This is a genomic window from Bifidobacterium sp. LH_389 (assembly GCF_056357235.1).
In genome coordinates, this window is sequence record NZ_JBKEVR010000006.1 from 40,443 (window position 1) to 58,675 (window position 18,233).

Genomic DNA, 18,233 nt, shown 5'->3' on the forward strand with positions numbered 1-18,233 from the left:
CGAATCCGGGGGTACAGATTGGACCGAATGGACGAATGCGCGCATGCGGTTCGGCCGGGGGAGCGGGATACGTGCCGCGCTGGGTGCTGGGTGCGTGACGCGATCAACGTGAAAAATGGGGTAGCGATGAGTCGCGGGGATGTCGATTTGCGGTCCGGCTGCGATGCGGATTGTTGCTGCGGAACAGGCCACAGTGAATGAATGCAGGAGCCAAAGCACAGGTGACTTGACCTTGAACTCCTGCGACGTTGTGGGCTACTCCGTTGGAGTGCGTCTATCGGGCACGGTCCTGCAATTATGGCTCTCCTGCGGCGAGGCTTATGGCTGCATCGCGCGCCGTGGCGGAAGGCTAGGGGGAGTTTGATTGACGGTTGACTGGACTGTCAGTCCTATTACGCTCCGTCCCTGCAATTATTGGCTCGCCGATGGCGAGGCTCAATGTTGCCTCGCACGCCGTGGTGGCGCGCTCGGCGGCGCTACGAAACGCTCTACCGGAGCGTTTCGCTTACGCGCCGCCCTTGAACCCTAGCTGACGCCAGGCTTCGTAGATGGCAATGGACGCGCAGTTGGTGAGGTTCAGGGAACGCAGGGACGGGCGCATGGGCAGTCGCACCTGCTCGGCCACGTGCGGGCCGGCCATGATATCCATCGGGTCGGGAATGTCCCCCGGCTCGGGGCCGAAGAGCAGAATGTCGGTCGGGCGGTATTCCACCTCCGTGTACAGCTTGGTGGCGTGCGCGGTGAATGCGATGATGCGCGAGTTCGGCATGGACTCGACGAGATTCTCGAAGTTCGGGTGCAGCACCACATGGGCCATGTCGTGGTAGTCAAGCCCTGCGCGGCGCAGCTTCGTGTCGCGCAGGTTGAAGCCCAGCGGCTCCACTAGATGCAGGATCGTGCCGGTCACGGCGCACAGGCGGATCGCGGAACCGGTGTTGCCCGGAATGCGCGGCGAGTAGTAGCACAGATGCGGCGTCACGGTCTCCGCGGCCGCGGCCTTCTCCGCGGACAGCATCGCATCCACCACGGAGATCGGGTTGCCGTGCGCGTCGGTCACCAGTTCGTCCGGCCCGTAGTTCGACTTGCGGTAACCGTACTCGAACATCTTCTCCACCTTGGCTTCGGGATTGGCCTCGGGGTTTGCTGCATTGTTCGCGTTGTTCGCTTCGTTCGTCACGAATGCTAAGAATAGGGACGATGAACGACACCGTTGAACCTCTCCCCGCCGCCTCCGTTGCGGACTCTTCCGCCGTTGCCGTGCCGCTGTTCGCGTGGTGGCACGCCAACGCGCGTGACCTGCCATGGCGCTTCGGGCGAACCACCCCGTGGGGTGTGCTGGTGTCCGAGGTGATGAGCCAGCAGACGCAGATGAGCCGCGTGGTGCCCTACTGGAACGCATGGATGGCCGTCTGGCCGGACGCCGCCGCGCTCGCCGTCGCGTCCACTGCCGAGGTAATCACCGCATGGGGCCGGCTCGGCTACCCGCGCCGCGCGCTGCGCCTGCAGGAGTGCGCTCGCGTGGTGGCGGGCGAGCACCACGATAGCCTGCCGCGTGACTACGACGGCCTGACGGCACTGCCCGGCATCGGCGACTACACGGCCAGTGCGGTGATGAGCTTCGCATTCGGCGCGCGCATCGCCGTGGTGGACACCAACATCCGCCGCGTGCTGAGTCGCGTGTTCTCCGGCGTTGAATCCCGGGGAGGGGCGGCGTCTCCCGCGGAACGGGCGCTTGCAAGCCGCGTGCTGCCGGCGGATGCGAGCCGATCCGTGGTCTGGAATCAGGCGGTGATGGAGCTTGGCGCATTGGTGTGCACGGCCAAGGCGCCGCTGTGCGGGCAGTGCCCGGTTTCCGCGTGCTGCGCGTTTCTGGCGGCCGGACGGCCCGGACTGGGCGAGCGGCGCACGCGACCCCGGCAGCGGTTTCAGGGCACCGACCGGCAGGTGCGAGGCATCGTGCTCGACGCGTTGCGCAAGTTGCCTGCGGGCGTTTCGGCTCCCGTCGCCCTGCCTCGCGAGGCGGTGGAGAGGCTCTGGCGGGACCGTGCCCAGCTTGATGCCTGCATCGCCAGCCTCGACGAGGACGGGCTGATCGAAATCCTGTCCGACGGCTCGCTGCGCCTGCCGCTGGGATGTGGATAAGCGGCAAGGGTCCGGCGGGAAACGTGCCGGGCGGGCCCGTGGCACGTAGACTGAAGTGGTTATGGCCAGAAAAAGAAAGCAGTGGACGCCGGCTCAGCGGCGCATGTACCGTCGCCGTCGGATCGTGGCGGCCGTGGTGCTCGTTGCGCTCATCGCCGCGTGCATCGGCGTGGTCCGTGGCGCTGTGGCGGGCATGGAAGCCGCCTATCGGTGGATCAACCACGACGAGATCTATGCGATCAGCCGCACTGCCAATCCGCCCACGCCGCGCAAGACGTCCGGCGTGTCGAATTGCTCGTCGTCGGACGTGTCCCTGCAACTGACCGCGGCATCCTCCACCGTGGGCGTGGGCGGCTCGGTGAAGTTCACGGCCGCGATCGCGTACATCGGCACCGGGCAGTGCCTCATCGACGGTTCGGACAGTTCGCGCATCCTCACCATCACCTCCGGAGACCAGACCGTGTGGCGTTCGGACGTGTGCACCGCCAACCCGCGCAAGCTGCTCCTGAGCCAGGCCGCGGACATGAAGCGGGACGAACAGACCATGACGTGGTCCACCAACTCGAACGGCACCGACACCTCCTGCCGCAAGGATTCCGAACTGCCAAAGGTCAAGGCCGGCGCCTACGTGGCGAGGCTGAGCCTCAAGTCGGACCCGTCCGTGCAGTCCGACCCCGTGGTCATCACGGTGCAGTAACAGTGCAGTAGGGGAGTGCCACATGCGCGTGGAGGGTGCGGGACTGGTTCCCGGCAGTGCGGAGATCTTTCCCGGCGTGCCGTCCGGGCATGCCCCGCACGTCGCGTTCCGGCCGGTACGGGCGGGGACCATCACGTTCGAGGCCGGCTACCGGCTGCGGCGACGGGCCATCGACGAGATCATCGTGGCATACTTCGATTCCGGTACGTTCCACATGCGTATCGGGGACGTGGACGAGGACGTGCATGCTGGCCAGTTCATGATCGCCGACCTGTCCCGCCAGCACGAGTTCAGTTCGCCCACGCGCAGCCACGACGTGTACCTGCACTGCACCGGTCCGATGGCGCGGCACTACTGCACCGGCATCGTGGAACAATGCGGCAACGTGCTTTCCCTGGACGATCCCGCCCCGGCGGTCGATGCCCTGCGGCTTATCTACGAGACGCTGAAGGGCGGCACACCGATTCCGGACGTGCGCATGTCCTGGCACATCGACACGCTGTTCACTGAACTGGCGACGCGTGCCCGGCCGCTGCATGCGCGCGGACGGGACTCCGGAGGCTCTGCGGCCGCGTCCGGAGCCGGAGCCGCGCAGGAGGGCATCGCGAAGGTGCGGGCGTATGCGCTCAGGCATCCCGAGGCCGCACTGGATCTGGCGGCCATGGCGGCCATGGCGAACATGAGCAAGTTCCACTTCGCCAAGAGTTTCAAGGCGGCGACCGGCATCACTCCGCACCGTTACGTGCTCGGCGTGCGCATGGAACGAGCGAAATACCTGCTGTGCTACACGCGCGAGCCGGTCGGGGCCGTCGGCCGGGCCTGCGGGTTCGGGCAGACGAGCAACTTCTGCGTGGCGTTCAAGGGCTGGACCGGCATGACGCCCGGCGAATTCCGCGCCAGCGTGACCGCGGGCGGCGGCGACGGCGTGCTCATCGACAGCGGTCTGCGAGACGGCACGGTAGCGGTCTGAGCAGATCCTTGATTTGCGGCGTAACGGCGTTTGCGATCGCCTCGTAGCCGCGCGGATTGGGGTGGATGGTGTTGCCGTACAGCTCGCGCCGCCCGTCAATCACCCCGGCGACCTCAATCACATGCCAGCCGTAGTGGGCGGCGGCGTCGCGCAGCATGGCATTGAAACGGTCCACCGCGCGGTTCATGACGACCAGCTCGTCGTATGTGAACCTCGCGAAGATCGGCTCGCCGAGCGCGAACTGCGGGATCGTGAGCACGGCGATGCGAAGAGGGGTTTCCTCGGCAGTTGCGGCCGCGATGTCTGCGACGATGGATGCGTAGCGTGCCATGACGCCCTGCAGCGAATCCCCGTCCCCGGCACCGGCCGCCGTCGATGTCGTTGGTGCCGAGCATTACCGTGGCGATTTCGGCGCCGGGCAGCGCGTTGAGCGCGGTCTGCCATTCCGGCAAGGTGCGATAGTCCCGCGTGCTTGCGCCGCAGTGCCCGCAGTTGATGACGCTCGCGCCGAGCCGTTCGCCCATGATGCGCGGCCACGGGCGTTCGACGATGAATCCCATGCCGGTGTCCCCGTAGGTGATGCTGTCGCCGATGCACACGATGCGCGCCGGCGTCGGCGCAGTCTGTTGGTTGGATGCCATGATGCTCCCCTTCTCAGTTCCCCCGCACGTGCATGATGGTGTTGCGGTGATGCCGGTTCCGCGTCCGAAATAGCCTCCCAAACCGGATTGGGTAGCTATTTCGGACACAGGAAGCAGACTGTGCGTCCGAAATAGCCTCCGCCGTTGGTTGCGAGCTACTCCGGACGCTGCAACGGTCAGGCGGCGTCGATCTCCCGCTGCAGTTCGGCAATGAACGCGTTGGCGCCGTCGATGGGCGTCATGCGTCCGAACGAGACCTCCTGCACGTAGCGGGTGAGCATCTTCTCCGCGCCGCTGGCGCCGTTCGGTGTGACCTCGGGCGCCTCACCCACGGAGTCCGCAAGTGAGCTGTCGAATTCGAGCACCTTCTTGTCTGCGCCGGTTAGTGTCTCCATCAACGCCTCACGGTTCTTGTTGTTCGCAGGATCGCCGCGCTCCGCGCCGAGGATCTTTGCCGCGTCGGCGTCGTTGATGAGGAAGTCAATGAGCTTGGCGGATTCCACCGGGTGCTCACTCTTGGCAGAGATGGACCAGTACTGGCTGGGCTTGTAGTAGTTCCATTTGGTGGTATGGTCGTCACTGGGCATCGGCTCTACGGAGATGTTCTCCGAACCGGTGGCCTTGACGTTGACCGTCAGCTGGTTCGATGTGGCGAAACCGAACGCCTGCTTGTTCTGTCCGAACGGCTGCTGGTCCTGAGTGGCCACGATGTCCTCCGACCACTTGTCTACGCTCGGCGACATGCCCTTTTCATACCAGGTCTTGGGCTGCTCGAGGAATTCGGCGAGCACCTGCGGGTCGATTGCAACTTTGCCGTCCTTGTACAGTACCGTGCCGTGCTGTCTGGCCCACAGCTGCAGGATGAATTCGGCGGAGGGCGCATAGGCGCCGATGATTTCGCCATTCGACTTGTCCATGACTTCCTTGGCTACTTTGGCGAAGTCGTCCCACGTCCATGTCGAGGTGTCCGGCAGACTGATGCCGAGCTGGTCGAGCAAATCGTTGTTGACCATCACGCCGAGTGTGACCATGGAGATCGGTGCCGCGTACTGCGTACCGTCGTACTTGCCCGTGTCCTTGAGTGAGGCGCTCATGGTGCTGAGATCGAGCTGGTCAGACAGTTTGTCCAAGTCGTACAGGCTGCCCTGGCTGGAGTATGAGGCCAGATAGGAGGCGTCCATCTGGATGACGTCCGGCGCTTCGCCACCCGCGGACTGAGTGGCGAGCTTGTCCCAGTAGGAGGTGAAGTCGGCATACTGCATGTTTACCGTGATGTTCGGATTCTTGCTGTGGAACAGGTCGATCGCCTGCTGGGTGAGTTTGACGCGGTTGTCACTGCCCCAGAACGTCAGCTCCAGCGTCACCGGGCCGTCAGAAGCCTGCGGCGTTCCGTTGCCGCCGCTTGCGCCTCCGCATCCCGCGAGCGTCATGGACAGTGCTGCGATGGCGGCGGGAACCGCCAGATACCTACGATTGAACGTCATCGTTCTTCCTTTCCTCGTGCGTCTCGGCACCCGTGCGCAGTCCTCCGTTGGCCCGTGCGCGGTTGGCCGAAGTGCTCTCCACGATAGAGGATTTGCAGTGTGTGCGTCGATGTGTTTCGTTGTCCGTTCTTGGGATGGTGTTCTGAAAACTTGGTGTCGATGACCGGCGGCCGGTACCGGCGTGGTGGGTGCGGCTGGTTGGCGGCGCAAAACGCCGAGGGGAGGTGCATGATTGACGCGACACGCCGATGGTGATATTATTTTGACTTCGCGTGAAGTGTGTCATATGGCGGGCATGGCTTCATAGGGGAAGCGCCCGTCAGGCATATGGTGGCCCGCGGCGCGTTCCGGGGAAAGCACCAGAATCGAACTAGCGAGCGATAAGGACACAGTCTCTTGGCTACTACCACATACGCACGCGCGGACGAGCACGACATCGAGCTGCACAAGGCTTCGAACCGCGTGAACTTCGGTTCCATCAAGGAACCCATTGACGTTCCCTACCTGCTGGGCGTCCAGACCGACAGCTTCGACTGGCTGATCGGCAACGAGCGTTGGAAGGCCCGCGTCGAGGAGGATCTCAAGAACGGCACCAACACCGTGCCGCACACCTCCGGCCTCGACGAGGTCTTCGAGGAGATCTCCCCGATCGAGAACTTCGCCCAGACCATGTCCCTGACCTTCTCCGACCCGTACTTCGAGGAACCGCGCCACACGGTCCAGGAGTGCAAGGAGAAGGACTATACCTACTCCGCCCCGCTGTACGTGAACGCCGAGTTCGAGAACGGCGACACCGGCGAGATCAAGTCCCAGACCGTGTTCATGGGCGACTTCCCGCTGCAGACCCCGCACGGCACGTTCATCATCGGCGGCACTGAGCGAGTGATCGTCTCCCAGCTTGTGCGCTCCCCGGGCGTCTACTTCGACCGCACCCAGGACCGCACCTCCGACAAGGAGGTCTTCGGCGCGAAGATCATCCCGTCCCGCGGCGCGTGGCTCGAGTTCGAGATCGACAAGCGTGACGTGCTCGGCGTGCGCGTGGACCGCAAGCGCAAGCAGTCCACGATCGTCTTCCTCATGGCCATCGGCATGACCAAGCCGGAGATCGCCCAGGCGTTCCAGGGCTATCCGCTGGTGCTCGACGCCCTCGCCAAGGAGACCGTCGAGACCCAGGACGAGGCCCTGACGGACCTGTACCGCAAGATCCGCCCGTCCGACACCGCCACCCCGGAGGCCGGCCGCAACCTGCTCGACTCCTTCTACTTCAACACCAAGCGCTACGATCTCGCCCGCGTGGGCCGCTACAAGATCAACCGCAAGCTCGGCCTCGAGGTGGACTACAACGAGCGTTCCCTGCAGCGCGAGGACATCATCGCCACCATCAAGTACCTGGTCACCCTGCACGCCGGCGACAAGACCTTCCCGGGCCGCCGCGACGGTCAGGACGTGGAGCTGCGCGTGGACGTGGACGACATCGACCACTTCGGCAACCGCCGCATCCGTCAGGTCGGCGAGCTGATCCAGAACCAGCTGCGCACGGGCCTGTCCCGCATGGAGCGCGTGGTGCGAGAGCGCATGACCACCCAGGACTCCGAGGCCATCACCCCGCAGTCCCTGATCAACATCCGCCCGGTGAACGCCACCATCAAGGAGTTCTTCGGCACCTCGCAGCTGTCCCAGTTCATGGACCAGAACAACCCGCTGGCCGGCGTGACCAACAAGCGCCGTCTGTCGGCCCTGGGCCCCGGCGGTCTGTCCCGCGACCGCGCCTCCATGGAGGTGCGTGACGTGCACCCGTCCCACTTCGGCCGCATGTGCCCGATCGAGTCCCCCGAAGGCCCGAACATCGGCCTCATCGGCTCGCTGGCCACCTTCGGCCGCACCAACCCGTTCGGCTTCATCGAGACCCCGTACCGCAAGGTCGTCAACGGCCATGTGACCGACGACGTGGAGTACATGACCGCCGACCGCGATCTGGACCACGTGATCGCTCAGGTGAACCAGGAGCTCGACAAGGACGGCAACTTCGTCTCCAAGGACGCGCTGGTGCGTGACGCCGCCGGCGAGGCCGAGGATGTGCCGGTCGACATGGTCGACTACATGGACGTTTCCCCGCGCCAGATGGTCTCCATCGGCGCCTCCCTGATCCCGTTCCTCGAGCACGACGAGGGCCACCGAGCGCTGATGGGCACCAACATGCAGCGTCAGGCCGTGCCGCTGATCGAATCCGAGCGCCCGCTCGTGGGCACCGGTTCCGAATGGCGCGTCGCCTACGATTCCGGCGACGTGGTGATCGCGGAGAAGGACGGCGTGGTGACCTACGTCTCCGCCGACATGATCCGCACCATGAACGACGACGGCACCCAGTCCAGCTACAAGCTGTACAAGTTCCAGCGCTCCAACCAGACCACCTGCTACAACCAGCGTCCGCTGGTCAAGGACGGCGAGCGCGTGGAGAAGGGCACCGTGCTGGCGGACGGCCCGGCCATCGAGAAGGGCGAGATCGCCCTGGGCAAGAACCTGCTCATCGCGTTCATGCCGTGGAACGGCTACAACTACGAGGACGCCGTGATCATCTCGCAGCGCCTCGTGCAGGACGACACCCTCTCCTCCATCCACATCGAGGAGTACGAGATCGACGCGCGCGAAACCAAGCTGGGCGCCGAGGAGATCACTCGCGACCTGCCGAACGTCGGCGAGGACGCGGTGGCCAACCTCGACGAGCGCGGCATCATCCGCATCGGCGCCGAGGTCGAGGCCGGCGACATCCTCGTCGGCAAGGTCACCCCGAAGGGCGAGACCGAGCTGACCCCGGAGGAGCGCCTGCTGCGCGCCATCTTCGGCGAGAAGTCCCGCGAGGTGCGCGACACCTCCCTGCGCGTGCCGCACGGCGAGACCGGCACCGTGATCGCCGTCAAGGAGATCACCCGCGAGGACGCCGAGGAGGACGGCGACGAGCTGCCCAACGGCGTCAACCAGATGATCCGCGTGTACATCGCGCAGCACCGCAAGATCACCGTGGGCGACAAGCTCTCCGGCCGCCACGGCAACAAGGGCTGCATCTCGCGCATCCTGCCCGAGGAGGACATGCCGTTCCTGGCGGACGGCACCCCCGTGGACATCATGCTCAACCCGCTGGGCGTGCCTTCGCGAATGAACCTCGGCCAGGTGCTCGAACTCCACCTCGGGTGGATTGCGCACGCCGGCTGGGACATCAGCCTCGACCCCGATCTCGAGGCCGAGTGGAAGAAGCACGTGCCGGCCGGCGCCGAGAAGGCCGATCCGAACACCCCGGTCGCCACCCCGGTGTTCGACGGCGTGCGCCCCGACGTGATCCAGGGCCTGCTCAAGACGACCCTGCCCGACCGCGACGGCAACAAGCTCGTGGGTCCCGACGGCAAGGCCACCCTGTTCGACGGCCGCACCGGCGAACCGTTCCCCAAGCCGATCTCCGTGGGCTACATGTACATGCTCAAGCTCCACCACCTCGTGGACGACAAGATCCACGCGCGCTCCACCGGCCCGTACTCCATGATCACCCAGCAGCCGCTGGGCGGCAAGGCCCAGTTCGGCGGCCAGCGCTTCGGCGAGATGGAGGTGTGGGCCCTCGAGGCCTACGGCGCCGCGTACACGCTGCACGAGATGATGACCACCAAGTCCGACGACGTGGATGGCCGCGTGCGCGTCTACGGCGCGATCGTCAAGGGCGATAACCTGCCGCCGGCGGGCATCCCCGAATCCTTCAAGGTGCTCCTGAAGGAAATGCAGTCCCTGTCCCTGAACGTCGAGGTGCTCAGCGCCGACGGCCAGACCATCGACATGAAGGACGAGGACGACGATCCCGCCGCTTCCGCCAACGACCTGGGCTTCAACATCGGCGCCCGCCCGGACGCCGCCGCGAAGGCGGACCAGGCCGCTCCCGAACCCGAATACCGCTGATAAGACCGCTGTTAGATTTCGAAAGACAGGACAAACCAAGTGCTGGACGTCAACGCATTTGACAAACTGAGGATCGGCCTGGCCACCGCCGACGACATCCGCGGATGGAGCCACGGCGAGGTCAAGAAGCCCGAAACCATCAACTACCGCACCCTCAAGCCGGAGAAGGACGGTCTGTTCGGCGAACAGATCTTCGGCCCGACCCGCGACTGGGAGTGCGCCTGCGGCAAGTACAAGCGCGTGCGCTTCAAGGGCATCGTGTGCGAACGCTGCGGCGTGGAGGTCACCCGCAGCCGCGTGCGCCGCGAGCGCATGGGGCACATCGAGCTGGCTGCCCCCGTGACCCACATCTGGTTCTTCAAGGGTGTGCCGTCCCGTCTGGGCTACCTGCTGGACATCGCGCCGAAGGACCTCGAGAAGGTCATCTACTTCGCCGCGTACATGGTCACCAAGGTGGACGACGAGCAGCGTCATCAGGACCTGCCCGACCTGCAGGAGGAGTTCGACCACGAGATCGAGCACCTTGCCAAGCGCCGTGACAACGAGATCGAGGAGCGCGCCAAGAAGGTCGAGGAGGATCTCGCCACGCTGGAGGAGGCCGGCGAGGCGAAGGGCCCCGCCCGCGCCAAGCTGCGCAACGGCGCCGAGCGCGACATGGCGGCCATCCGCCAGCGCTACGACGATCAGATCCAGCGCCTCAACGCCGTGTGGGATCGTTTCAAGGGCCTGAAGCCCGGCGACATGGAAGGCGACGTGGACCTGTGGCGTGAGATGGAGGATCGCTACGGCGACTACTTCGAAGGCTGCATGGGCGCCGAGGCGATCAAGAAGCGTCTGCAGGACTTCGACCTCGAGGCCGCGTCCAAGCAGCTGCGCGAGGAGATCGAAACCGGCTCCGGCCAGCGCAAGGCCCGCGCCCTCAAGCGTCTGAAGGTCGTCAACGCCTTCCTGTCCACCGGCAACAAGCCGGAGGCCATGGTGCTGGACGTGATTCCGGTCATCCCGCCGGACCTGCGCCCGATGGTGCAGCTCGACGGCGGCCGTTTCGCCACCTCCGACCTCAACGACCTGTACCGTCGCGTGATCAACCGTAACAACCGCCTCAAGCGACTCATCGAGCTGGGCGCCCCGGAAATCATGCTCAACAACGAGAAGCGCATGCTGCAGGAGGCCGTCGACTCCCTGTTCGACAACGGCCGCCGCGGCCGTCCGGTCACCGGCGCCTCGAATCGTCCGCTCAAGTCCCTGTCCGACATGCTCAAGGGCAAGCAGGGCCGCTTCCGCCAGAACCTGCTGGGTAAGCGCGTGGACTACTCGGGCCGTTCCGTGATCGTGGTGGGCCCGTCCCTGAGGATGCACCAGTGCGGCGTGCCGAAGCCGATGGCGCTCGAGCTGTTCAAGCCGTTCGTGATCAAGCGCCTCGTGGACCTCAACTACGCGCAGAACATGAAGAGCGCGAAGCGTCTCGTGGACCGCGGCGACTCCGAGGTGTGGGGCGTGCTCGAGGAGGTCATCTCCGAGCACCCGGTGCTGCTCAACCGTGCGCCTACCCTGCACCGTCTGGGCATTCAGGCGTTCGAGCCGATCCTGGTGGAAGGCAAGGCCATCCATCTGCCGCCGCTGGCCTGCGCCGCGTTCAACGCGGACTTCGACGGCGACCAGATGGCCATCCACCTGCCGCTGTCCGCCGAGGCCCAGGCCGAGGCACGTTCGCTGATGATGGCTTCCGACAACATCCTCAAGCCCGCCGACGGCCACACCGTGACCATGCCTTCCCAGGACATGATCCTCGGCCTGTACTACCTGTCCACCGTGCTCGAGGGCGCGAAGGGTCAGGGCCGCGTGTTCTCCTCGCTCGAGGAGGCCGAGATGGCGCTGGATCGCCATGACATCGACATGCAGGCCAAGGTGCTCATCCGTCTGCCGAAGGACTTCTGCCTGCCGGCCGACTGGGAGCCGGGCGAACTCAAGGTGGTGGACCCGGAGCCGGGCAGCCCCGAGACCGTGCGTGAGGAACGCTTCCACGACGGCACCGTGCTGTTCGCCACGTCCTACGGCCGCATCCTGTTCAACGAGACGCTGCCGGTGGACTACCCGTTCGTCAACGAGCAGGTTGGCAAGAAGCGTCTGGCGAAGATCGTGGACGACATCGCGTCCCGCTACTCCACCGCGCAGGTGGCTGCGTCCCTTGACGCGCTCAAGGATCTGGGCTTCACCCGCGCCCCGTGGTCCGGTGTCTCCTTCGCGTTCTCCGACGTGATCGAGCCGGCCGAGCGCAACGAGCTCGTCGCCCGGTACGAGAGTGAAGCCGCCACGGTCAACGAGAACTACGAGATGGGTCTCATGACCGAGGACGAGCGCCGTCAGGAGCTCATCGACCTGTGGACCAAGTGCACCGCCGAGGTGTCCAAGGCCGTGGAACGCGACTTCGACGCCAGGAACAACCTCGCCATCATCGTGCAGTCCGGTGCACGAGGAAACATGATGCAGATCAACCAGATCGCCGGCATGCGTGGCCTGGTGGCCAACCCGAAGGGCGAGATCATCCCCCGTCCGGTCAAGTCGAACTACCGCGACGGCCTGTCCGTGCTGGAGTACTTCATCTCCCAGCACGGCGCCCGCAAGGGTCTGGCGGATACCGCACTGCGTACCGCCGAGTCGGGCTACCTGACCCGTCGTCTGGTGGACGTGTCCCAGGACGTGATCGTGCGCGAGGAGGACTGCGGCACCAAGCGAGGCCTGACCATCAAGGTGGGCGAGCGTGACGAGAACGGCAATCTGGTGCTCGTCAAGGCTGCGGACGGCGGTCCGTACTCCCGTCTGCTGGCTGCGGACGTGATCGACCCGGCCGACGGCACGACCGTGCTCTACAAGCGCGATGACGCTCTGTCGATGGATGTGCTGCGCGATCTGGTCAAGCACGGCGTGGAAGAGGTCAAGTGCCGTTCCGTGCTGACCTGCGAGTCCAAGCGTGGCGTGTGCGCGAAGTGCTACGGCTGGTCGCTGGCCACCAACACGCTGGTGGACGTGGGCGAGGCCGTGGGCATCGTGGCCGCCCAGTCGATCGGCGAGCCCGGTACCCAGCTGACGCTGCGTTCCTTCCACTCCGGCGGTGTCGCCTCCGCGTCCGATATCACTCAGGGTCTTCCCCGCGTGACGGAGCTGTTCGAGGCGCGTACCCCGAAGGGCGAGGCGCCGATCGCCGAATATCCCGGCACCGTGAAGGTGGAGGACACCGACCGCGGCCGTCAGGTGGTGCTCACCCCGGACGATCAGGCCGTGGAGCCGATTACCTACCCGGTGACCCGCCGCGTCCCGCTCATGGTGCAGGACGGCGAGCACGTGGAGGCCGGCCGCCAGCTGATCGAGGGTTCCGTGGATCCCAAGAAGATCCTGCGCATCCTCGGCCCGCGCGCCGCCCAGGTCAACATCGTGGAGGAGGTGCACACCGTGTACCGCTCCCAGGGCGTGGACATCCACGACAAGCACATCGAGGTCATTGCGCACCAGATGCTGCGCCGCATCACCGTGATCGATTCCGGCGACACCAAGCTGCTGCCGGGCGAACTGGTGGATCAGGCTCGCTTCAAGGAGGCGAACAAGGAGGCTGTGGCGAACGGCGGCAAGCCGGCTGCGGGCCGCCCGGAGCTCATGGGCATCACCAAGGCGTCGCTGGCCACCGATTCGTGGCTGTCCGCCGCCTCCTTCCAGGAGACCACGCGCGTGCTCACCGAAGCCGCCCTGAGCCAGAAGGTCGACGACCTCAAGGGCCTCAAGGAGAACGTGATCATCGGCAAGCTCATCCCGGCCGGCACGGGCCTCGCCCGCTACCGCAACGCCGTGGTGGAGCCCGACAAGGCCATCCGCGACACCATCTACCCGAACTTCGGTCTGGGCGGGGACGATGCGGCCGGCGACGTGGACCTCTCCGACGCCGATCTGGGCGATGTGGACTTCTCCAACATCGACTTCGGCGAACTCAAGCTCGGCGACGACTTCAACCCGGATGACTTCCTCAACGATCAGGGTGGCCAGACCAGCCTGGACGACGACGATTTCTCCTCCGCGTTCGGAGCCGACGGCGCTGAAGGTACCGATGGCACCGCTTCTGATGCCGGTCAGGATTCCGACGGCAATCAGGGTTCCGACGCGGCATCCGACGGGGATCAGCCCGCTGACGACGTCGACCAGCAGTAAGCCGGTCAACGCCATGTCGATCATGATCGGCTGACCCAAGGCCATCGTCCGTACACCGTACGGGCGGTGGCCTTGCGCGTATTCCGCCGCGATCGGTTGCGCGGCTGCGTGCGCGGCGTGTGCCTGTGCGGTGTCTGCCTGCGCGGCGTTGACTGTCTGCGCCGCGTACTCCGGGACCCGTCCCATCAGCGCACCGCCAATCGGGTGCGCCACCGCTTCGCCCACGGCAAGGCGCGCAGCATGGAGCGTCGGGCGGCATCCGCGGCCTTCCAGTAGCTTCGGGCCGCCCTCACATTGACCGATTCGCCGGAGAACGCGGCATGATCGGCCCGCCGTGCCAGCTCAACGAACGGCTGAGGGTCAACGTGCAGCGCTGCGGCGATGGATCGTGCCTGATCGGGCGCCGTGCCGTGCGGCGGCAGACGCGCTCCGCATGATGCGGCCAGCGCACAGACCGCGCGCCAACCCGCTGCGATGCGCTGCCGCGGCGTACCCCGCCGCCGTGCGCGGGCCAGCAGCAGCGCCTTGACGGCCAGTATCAGCACGATCGCGGCGAGCGTCGCCCACAGCGGGCTGCCGAACCATGCGACGGCCACGATGATGCGACGCAAGTCGGCCATGGCATCGGTGCCGTCGTCGGGCGGGGGAGCGGCTTCGTCACCGGTGACGGAGGACTGGCCGTTCGGGCGTGTCCGCTCGCGCAGCGGGTCGGCAAGCGGCACCGGCGGTTGGCGCATCAGGGTCTGGGGATCCGGCGGCGATGCCTGCATGCTGTCGTCCGGTACCTTGGATTCTGGCGGCGTGGGATGGAACGCCACCCATCCGTAGCCATCCAGATTGATTTCCGTCCAGGCGGCAATGTCGTTGCCGGTGAACGTCACGGAGTGTACGGAACCGGAATGGGCCACTGCCGGGCCCGTGGACCGGTTTACATGCGGGTCCTCGGTCTGCTCCGACGTTGATTGCGCAGATCCCGCGGCGGACTCGTCCGGCGATGCGGATGCTGCCTCGCGTTTGCGAAACCCGTACGCCACGCGGGACGGCAACCCCAGTTCGCGGGCCATGAGCGCCATGGCCGATGCATACTGTTCGCTGTCGCCCACCATCGCATCCCCGTCCAGCAGCATCCGCAGTCGATGGCTGCCATGGCCGGGCGGCGAAGGGTATTCGCCTTCCAGCCCATGCGAGAACCACCCCGTTCGTGCGAGCGACGAAGCCAGCCGGTCGGCTGCGGCCCCTGCGCGGGATTCCCCTCCGGCGAGCGTTCGGGCGAACGTGCCCACGGATTCGGGCACGTCACGCGATTGCGGCTGGGGGACCGTTTCCGCCTGCGCCCGTGCGAGCGCTTGAGAGCCGGGTCGGGGCGTCAGCGTGCCGGACACGTCGTAGCTGAGGCCGGGGGACAGGCCGTCGGCAAGCAACGCGGCCGATCCCTCGCCGTTGACGTACAGCGATGCGGCCGCACGGTCGCCGGCGTTCCCGTTGACGCGGTTTCGGAAGGTGATGCGTTGCACGGTGCCGGCGATCGGCAGCCAATGGTCCGGCATCCCGTCATGTAGCGTGAACGTTGCCGTGAAGGCTTCGCCGTCGGCGTCCGGTGCCGTGTGCCGTGCGCCGCCTCCGACCGTGCCGCTCGAACGGCGGAATTCGCCCGACGATGTTGCGTTGCCGCCGTCGGACAGGTTCCAGACCATGCCGTCGAACCGATCCATCACGGCCAGACGGACCGGCGTACCCTCCGGCAGCCCGGTGACCGTAAGCAGCGGATCATGCCGGTGATCCCTGATCACGGCACGCATGCCGTTCAGCGGACTACCCATGGTATCCATGGTCAAGGGCGGTTCGTAGCGGTCGCGCAAGGTCAGCCGGTGCTGCGGCGCGGCCGGTCCGAGCACCGTCGTAACGGCAAGGGGCAGGGCAACCATGACGGTCAGGGCGGAAAACCGCGCCCGCGGACGGACACCGGACGGCCTCTTTTGGCTGCCGTGGCTCGCCTGTACGCTTCGCGCCGGGAATGCTGCGTGTGTCGTCCGTGTCGCCCACGCCGTCCACGTCGCTAGCAGCAAGGCGAGTGCGGATCCGACGGCCAGCGGATGCCAGCCATCCGCAGTGCCCAGCAGTGCCGAACCGGCGCAGCACAGTAGCAGTATCGTCATGGCAAGCGCGCATCGCCACGGGAGCCGGCGAACGGTCACGGCAGACATACCGCTTCCGGCATCGCATCCGGTGACGGTTCCGACGGCAACGCCGGTGGCCAGATATGCACTGAACAGTGCCAGCGTCCATACGGCCAGGAGCGATCCGCCCGTAGCGCCGACGGGCGGTTGCAACACGATGAGCAGTTTGAATGCGCCGACCATGGCGAACGGCCCCTCACTGGCCGCAACGCCAGCGGTCAGCGGCCCGATCGCGATCTGCGCGACCGTCAATGCGACGATCTGCGCCAGCTGCGCCGTGGCAGTGCGACGGCGGTCCATGGGTGGACGGGCGCCGGAGAGTCGCCGACCGCTGATCGGACCGTTCATCGGACCGCGCTGCCGGTCGGGTTTCGGCCACCGTTGCAGCGCCACGCCGATGGTCGCCGCCAGCGAGGGGCCGACCGCGATCAGGCACCCGCATACCGCAGCCGGCAATGCCGCGCGAAGCCACACGGCCACCGAACCGTACGAGGCGATGAGCGGGCTGACAGCCAGCAGCGTTGCCGCCAGCATCACGGCTGCGGTCGTGATGCTGCGCTGCAGATCAGCCGGCATGACCGCAGGTTTCTGGTCTGGCGATTCCGTCGGATGCAATGCGGGCGGCAACGTGGGCGTCTGCGTCGACTCCCCGGCAAGCAATCGGATGGGCGACGCACTCATGGCAGTGACCCCCATATTGCGTGCAGATCACTCTCCCCGCGCACCGTCACGCGCACCGTGCCGACGGCAACGCGCAGCGAGGGTGCCGTTGCATGCGGGTCCACGCGGATGATGCGCACGGCGCGGTTCGGACAGGCCAGACGAACGGTCTCATCCCATGCCGCTGTCGATGCGATGGCGGACTTTGCGGACGCATCCACCTCTCGACACTCCATGCCGTTCGCCTGTGACCCGGTGACGGCATGGAGTGTCATTGCCGGCAAGTCTCCCGGAGCCTTCCCGAACTCCGTGTAGGCGTCGGGCGTCCAGCCCCATGCCAGAAGCGGCGACCGCCCAGCCATCCACGTCGCGGCGTCGGCATCCGCCTGCGCGGGCAATGCCTTCCACGGCGGCAGCACGCTGCACAGATCCAGCAGCCGTGCGACGCTGTCCGGCTTGGCGCTCCATGGTCCGCAGCGTAGCGTGACCGTACCGGCGTGACCGAGCGCATATATGCCGATCGAGGCGAACGTCGCCACGGCATGCTCGAACTCGCCGGCATCGGCGTAATGCGCCGGGTCGGCATCCAGCAGCAGGCACGGGGCATCCTGCCGCGTCACCTCATGCTCGCGCACCATCGGCACGCCCGCCTTCGCGCTGGACGCCCAATGGATGCGCCTCGGATCATCACCGGGAACATACTCGCGCAGTCCGCGGAACGCCCATCCCTCGTCCGTACGGCCACCGGACGGCAAACCGTCCATGTCGAACGGGCCGTTCGCCCGCCGCTGCGGCAACGGTACGGCTCGCGGATGCACCATGACCGTCTCCGCCGGAGCGAGCGAACGTTCATCCCGTGCCAGTTCCAACGGATCGCCGCGGTACACGGTCAGCGGTCCGATGACGGCCACCCCGCGCGCCACGGCTGCGAACGGCAGCGTGACCGTCGCGTCCTGATCTGCATCCAATGCCGGCACCGCGAAGGGCAGGGCATCCGCGCCTACGAGCAGACTGCCTCGCAGGCCAGTCACACGCCTGCGGCCCGGATTGGTGAACCGCATGACGATGCGCGAGGAAGCGCCGGCCTGCAGACGGGATGCCTCGACGGACAGGTTCGCCTCGCATCCCATACGGCCGAAGGTCATCGCCATGGCGAGTGCGAGCATCATGCCGGACACCGCGGCGATCGCCAGACACTCGTGCCAGCCGAACAATGCGAATCCGAGTGTGCCGAAGCCCGTCATGGCGGCGCAGAGCCGGCCCGGGCCGGTAAGGCGACGAGCCATTGCCGCGGCGGAACGCCGTATGCGTGCCGTGTACGCCGTG

Annotated in this window: 11 protein-coding genes; 5 read left to right on the forward strand and 6 right to left on the reverse strand. The window is 66.3% G+C overall.

Going from position 1 to position 18,233, the window contains the following annotated elements; genetic code table 11:
• Nucleotides 1-505: 505 nt before the first annotated feature.
• Nucleotides 506-1,177 carry a tRNA (cytidine(34)-2'-O)-methyltransferase gene (locus tag AC1AZA_RS07575; protein WP_476514057.1) on the reverse strand — a complete coding sequence of 224 codons (672 nt, stop codon included), beginning with the start codon at nucleotides 1,175-1,177 and terminating at the stop codon, nucleotides 506-508.
• Nucleotides 1,178-1,197: 20 nt separating this feature from the next.
• Here AC1AZA_RS07575 and AC1AZA_RS07580 point away from each other — a divergent pair, with 20 nt between their 5' ends.
• The 3 genes from AC1AZA_RS07580 to AC1AZA_RS07590 all read left to right on the forward strand — a co-directional run bounded on the left by AC1AZA_RS07580 (nucleotide 1,198) and on the right by AC1AZA_RS07590 (nucleotide 3,809).
• Nucleotides 1,198-2,142 carry an HhH-GPD family protein gene (locus tag AC1AZA_RS07580; protein WP_476514058.1) on the forward strand — a complete coding sequence of 315 codons (945 nt, stop codon included), beginning with the start codon at nucleotides 1,198-1,200 and terminating at the stop codon, nucleotides 2,140-2,142.
• Between the two features lie 61 nt (nucleotides 2,143-2,203).
• Nucleotides 2,204-2,839 carry a hypothetical protein gene (locus AC1AZA_RS07585; protein WP_476514059.1) on the forward strand — a complete coding sequence of 212 codons (636 nt, stop codon included), beginning with the start codon at nucleotides 2,204-2,206 and terminating at the stop codon, nucleotides 2,837-2,839.
• Between the two features lie 22 nt (nucleotides 2,840-2,861).
• Nucleotides 2,862-3,809, forward strand: coding sequence for a helix-turn-helix transcriptional regulator (locus AC1AZA_RS07590; RefSeq protein WP_476514060.1), 948 nt, complete (start codon nucleotides 2,862-2,864; stop codon nucleotides 3,807-3,809).
• On the opposite strand, the gene AC1AZA_RS07595 is transcribed toward AC1AZA_RS07590, so the two are convergent.
• The 3 genes from AC1AZA_RS07595 to AC1AZA_RS07605 all read right to left on the reverse strand — a co-directional run bounded on the left by AC1AZA_RS07595 (nucleotide 3,769) and on the right by AC1AZA_RS07605 (nucleotide 5,934).
• Nucleotides 3,769-3,996: an SGNH/GDSL hydrolase family protein gene (locus AC1AZA_RS07595; RefSeq protein WP_476514061.1), complete on the reverse strand. Its 228-nt coding sequence runs from the start codon at nucleotides 3,994-3,996 to the stop codon at nucleotides 3,769-3,771. The genes AC1AZA_RS07590 and AC1AZA_RS07595 overlap by 41 nt on opposite strands.
• Entirely contained in the window at nucleotides 3,923-4,450 is a 528-nt protein-coding gene (locus AC1AZA_RS07600; protein WP_476514062.1) for an SGNH/GDSL hydrolase family protein, read from the reverse strand. The genes AC1AZA_RS07595 and AC1AZA_RS07600 overlap by 74 nt, the downstream gene beginning before the upstream one ends.
• Before the next feature lie 176 nt (nucleotides 4,451-4,626).
• Entirely contained in the window at nucleotides 4,627-5,934 is a 1,308-nt protein-coding gene (locus tag AC1AZA_RS07605) for an ABC transporter substrate-binding protein (RefSeq protein WP_476514063.1), read from the reverse strand.
• Nucleotides 5,935-6,330: 396 nt separating this feature from the next.
• Between AC1AZA_RS07605 and rpoB the strand changes: the two genes are divergently transcribed.
• Together rpoB and AC1AZA_RS07615 are read left to right on the forward strand one after the other, a co-directional pair.
• Entirely contained in the window at nucleotides 6,331-9,873 is a 3,543-nt protein-coding gene (gene rpoB, locus AC1AZA_RS07610; RefSeq protein WP_476514064.1) for a DNA-directed RNA polymerase subunit beta, read from the forward strand.
• 39 nt (nucleotides 9,874-9,912) lie between these two features.
• Nucleotides 9,913-14,070 carry a DNA-directed RNA polymerase subunit beta' gene (locus tag AC1AZA_RS07615; protein WP_476514065.1) on the forward strand — a complete coding sequence of 1,386 codons (4,158 nt, stop codon included), beginning with the start codon at nucleotides 9,913-9,915 and terminating at the stop codon, nucleotides 14,068-14,070.
• A 185-nt stretch (nucleotides 14,071-14,255) separates the two neighbouring features.
• On the opposite strand, the gene AC1AZA_RS07620 is transcribed toward AC1AZA_RS07615, so the two are convergent.
• Complete coding sequence (locus tag AC1AZA_RS07620) at nucleotides 14,256-16,823, reverse strand: transglutaminase TgpA family protein (RefSeq protein WP_476514066.1); 2,568 nt, start codon at nucleotides 16,821-16,823, stop codon at nucleotides 14,256-14,258.
• 101 nt (nucleotides 16,824-16,924) lie between these two features.
• Nucleotides 16,925-18,193, reverse strand: a complete 1,269-nt coding sequence (locus tag AC1AZA_RS07625; protein WP_476514067.1) for a DUF58 domain-containing protein — start codon at nucleotides 18,191-18,193, stop codon at nucleotides 16,925-16,927.
• Nucleotides 18,194-18,233: the final 40 nt, after the last annotated feature.

Bases quoted from the DNA above. Each gene is read 5' to 3' on its own strand.
- AC1AZA_RS07600 (WP_476514062.1), bottom strand. From the start codon at position 4,450: ATGGCATCCAACCAACAGACTGCGCCGACGCCGGCGCGCATCGTGTGC.
- AC1AZA_RS07585 (WP_476514059.1), top strand. From the start codon at position 2,204: ATGGCCAGAAAAAGAAAGCAGTGGACGCCGGCTCAGCGGCGCATGTAC.
- AC1AZA_RS07580 (WP_476514058.1), top strand. From the start codon at position 1,198: ATGAACGACACCGTTGAACCTCTCCCCGCCGCCTCCGTTGCGGACTCT.
- AC1AZA_RS07605 (WP_476514063.1), bottom strand. From the start codon at position 5,934: ATGACGTTCAATCGTAGGTATCTGGCGGTTCCCGCCGCCATCGCAGCA.
- AC1AZA_RS07590 (WP_476514060.1), top strand. From the start codon at position 2,862: ATGCGCGTGGAGGGTGCGGGACTGGTTCCCGGCAGTGCGGAGATCTTT.
- AC1AZA_RS07595 (WP_476514061.1), bottom strand. From the start codon at position 3,996: ATGAACCGCGCGGTGGACCGTTTCAATGCCATGCTGCGCGACGCCGCC.
- AC1AZA_RS07620 (WP_476514066.1), bottom strand. From the start codon at position 16,823: ATGCCGGCTGATCTGCAGCGCAGCATCACGACCGCAGCCGTGATGCTG.
- AC1AZA_RS07625 (WP_476514067.1), bottom strand. From the start codon at position 18,193: ATGGCTCGTCGCCTTACCGGCCCGGGCCGGCTCTGCGCCGCCATGACG.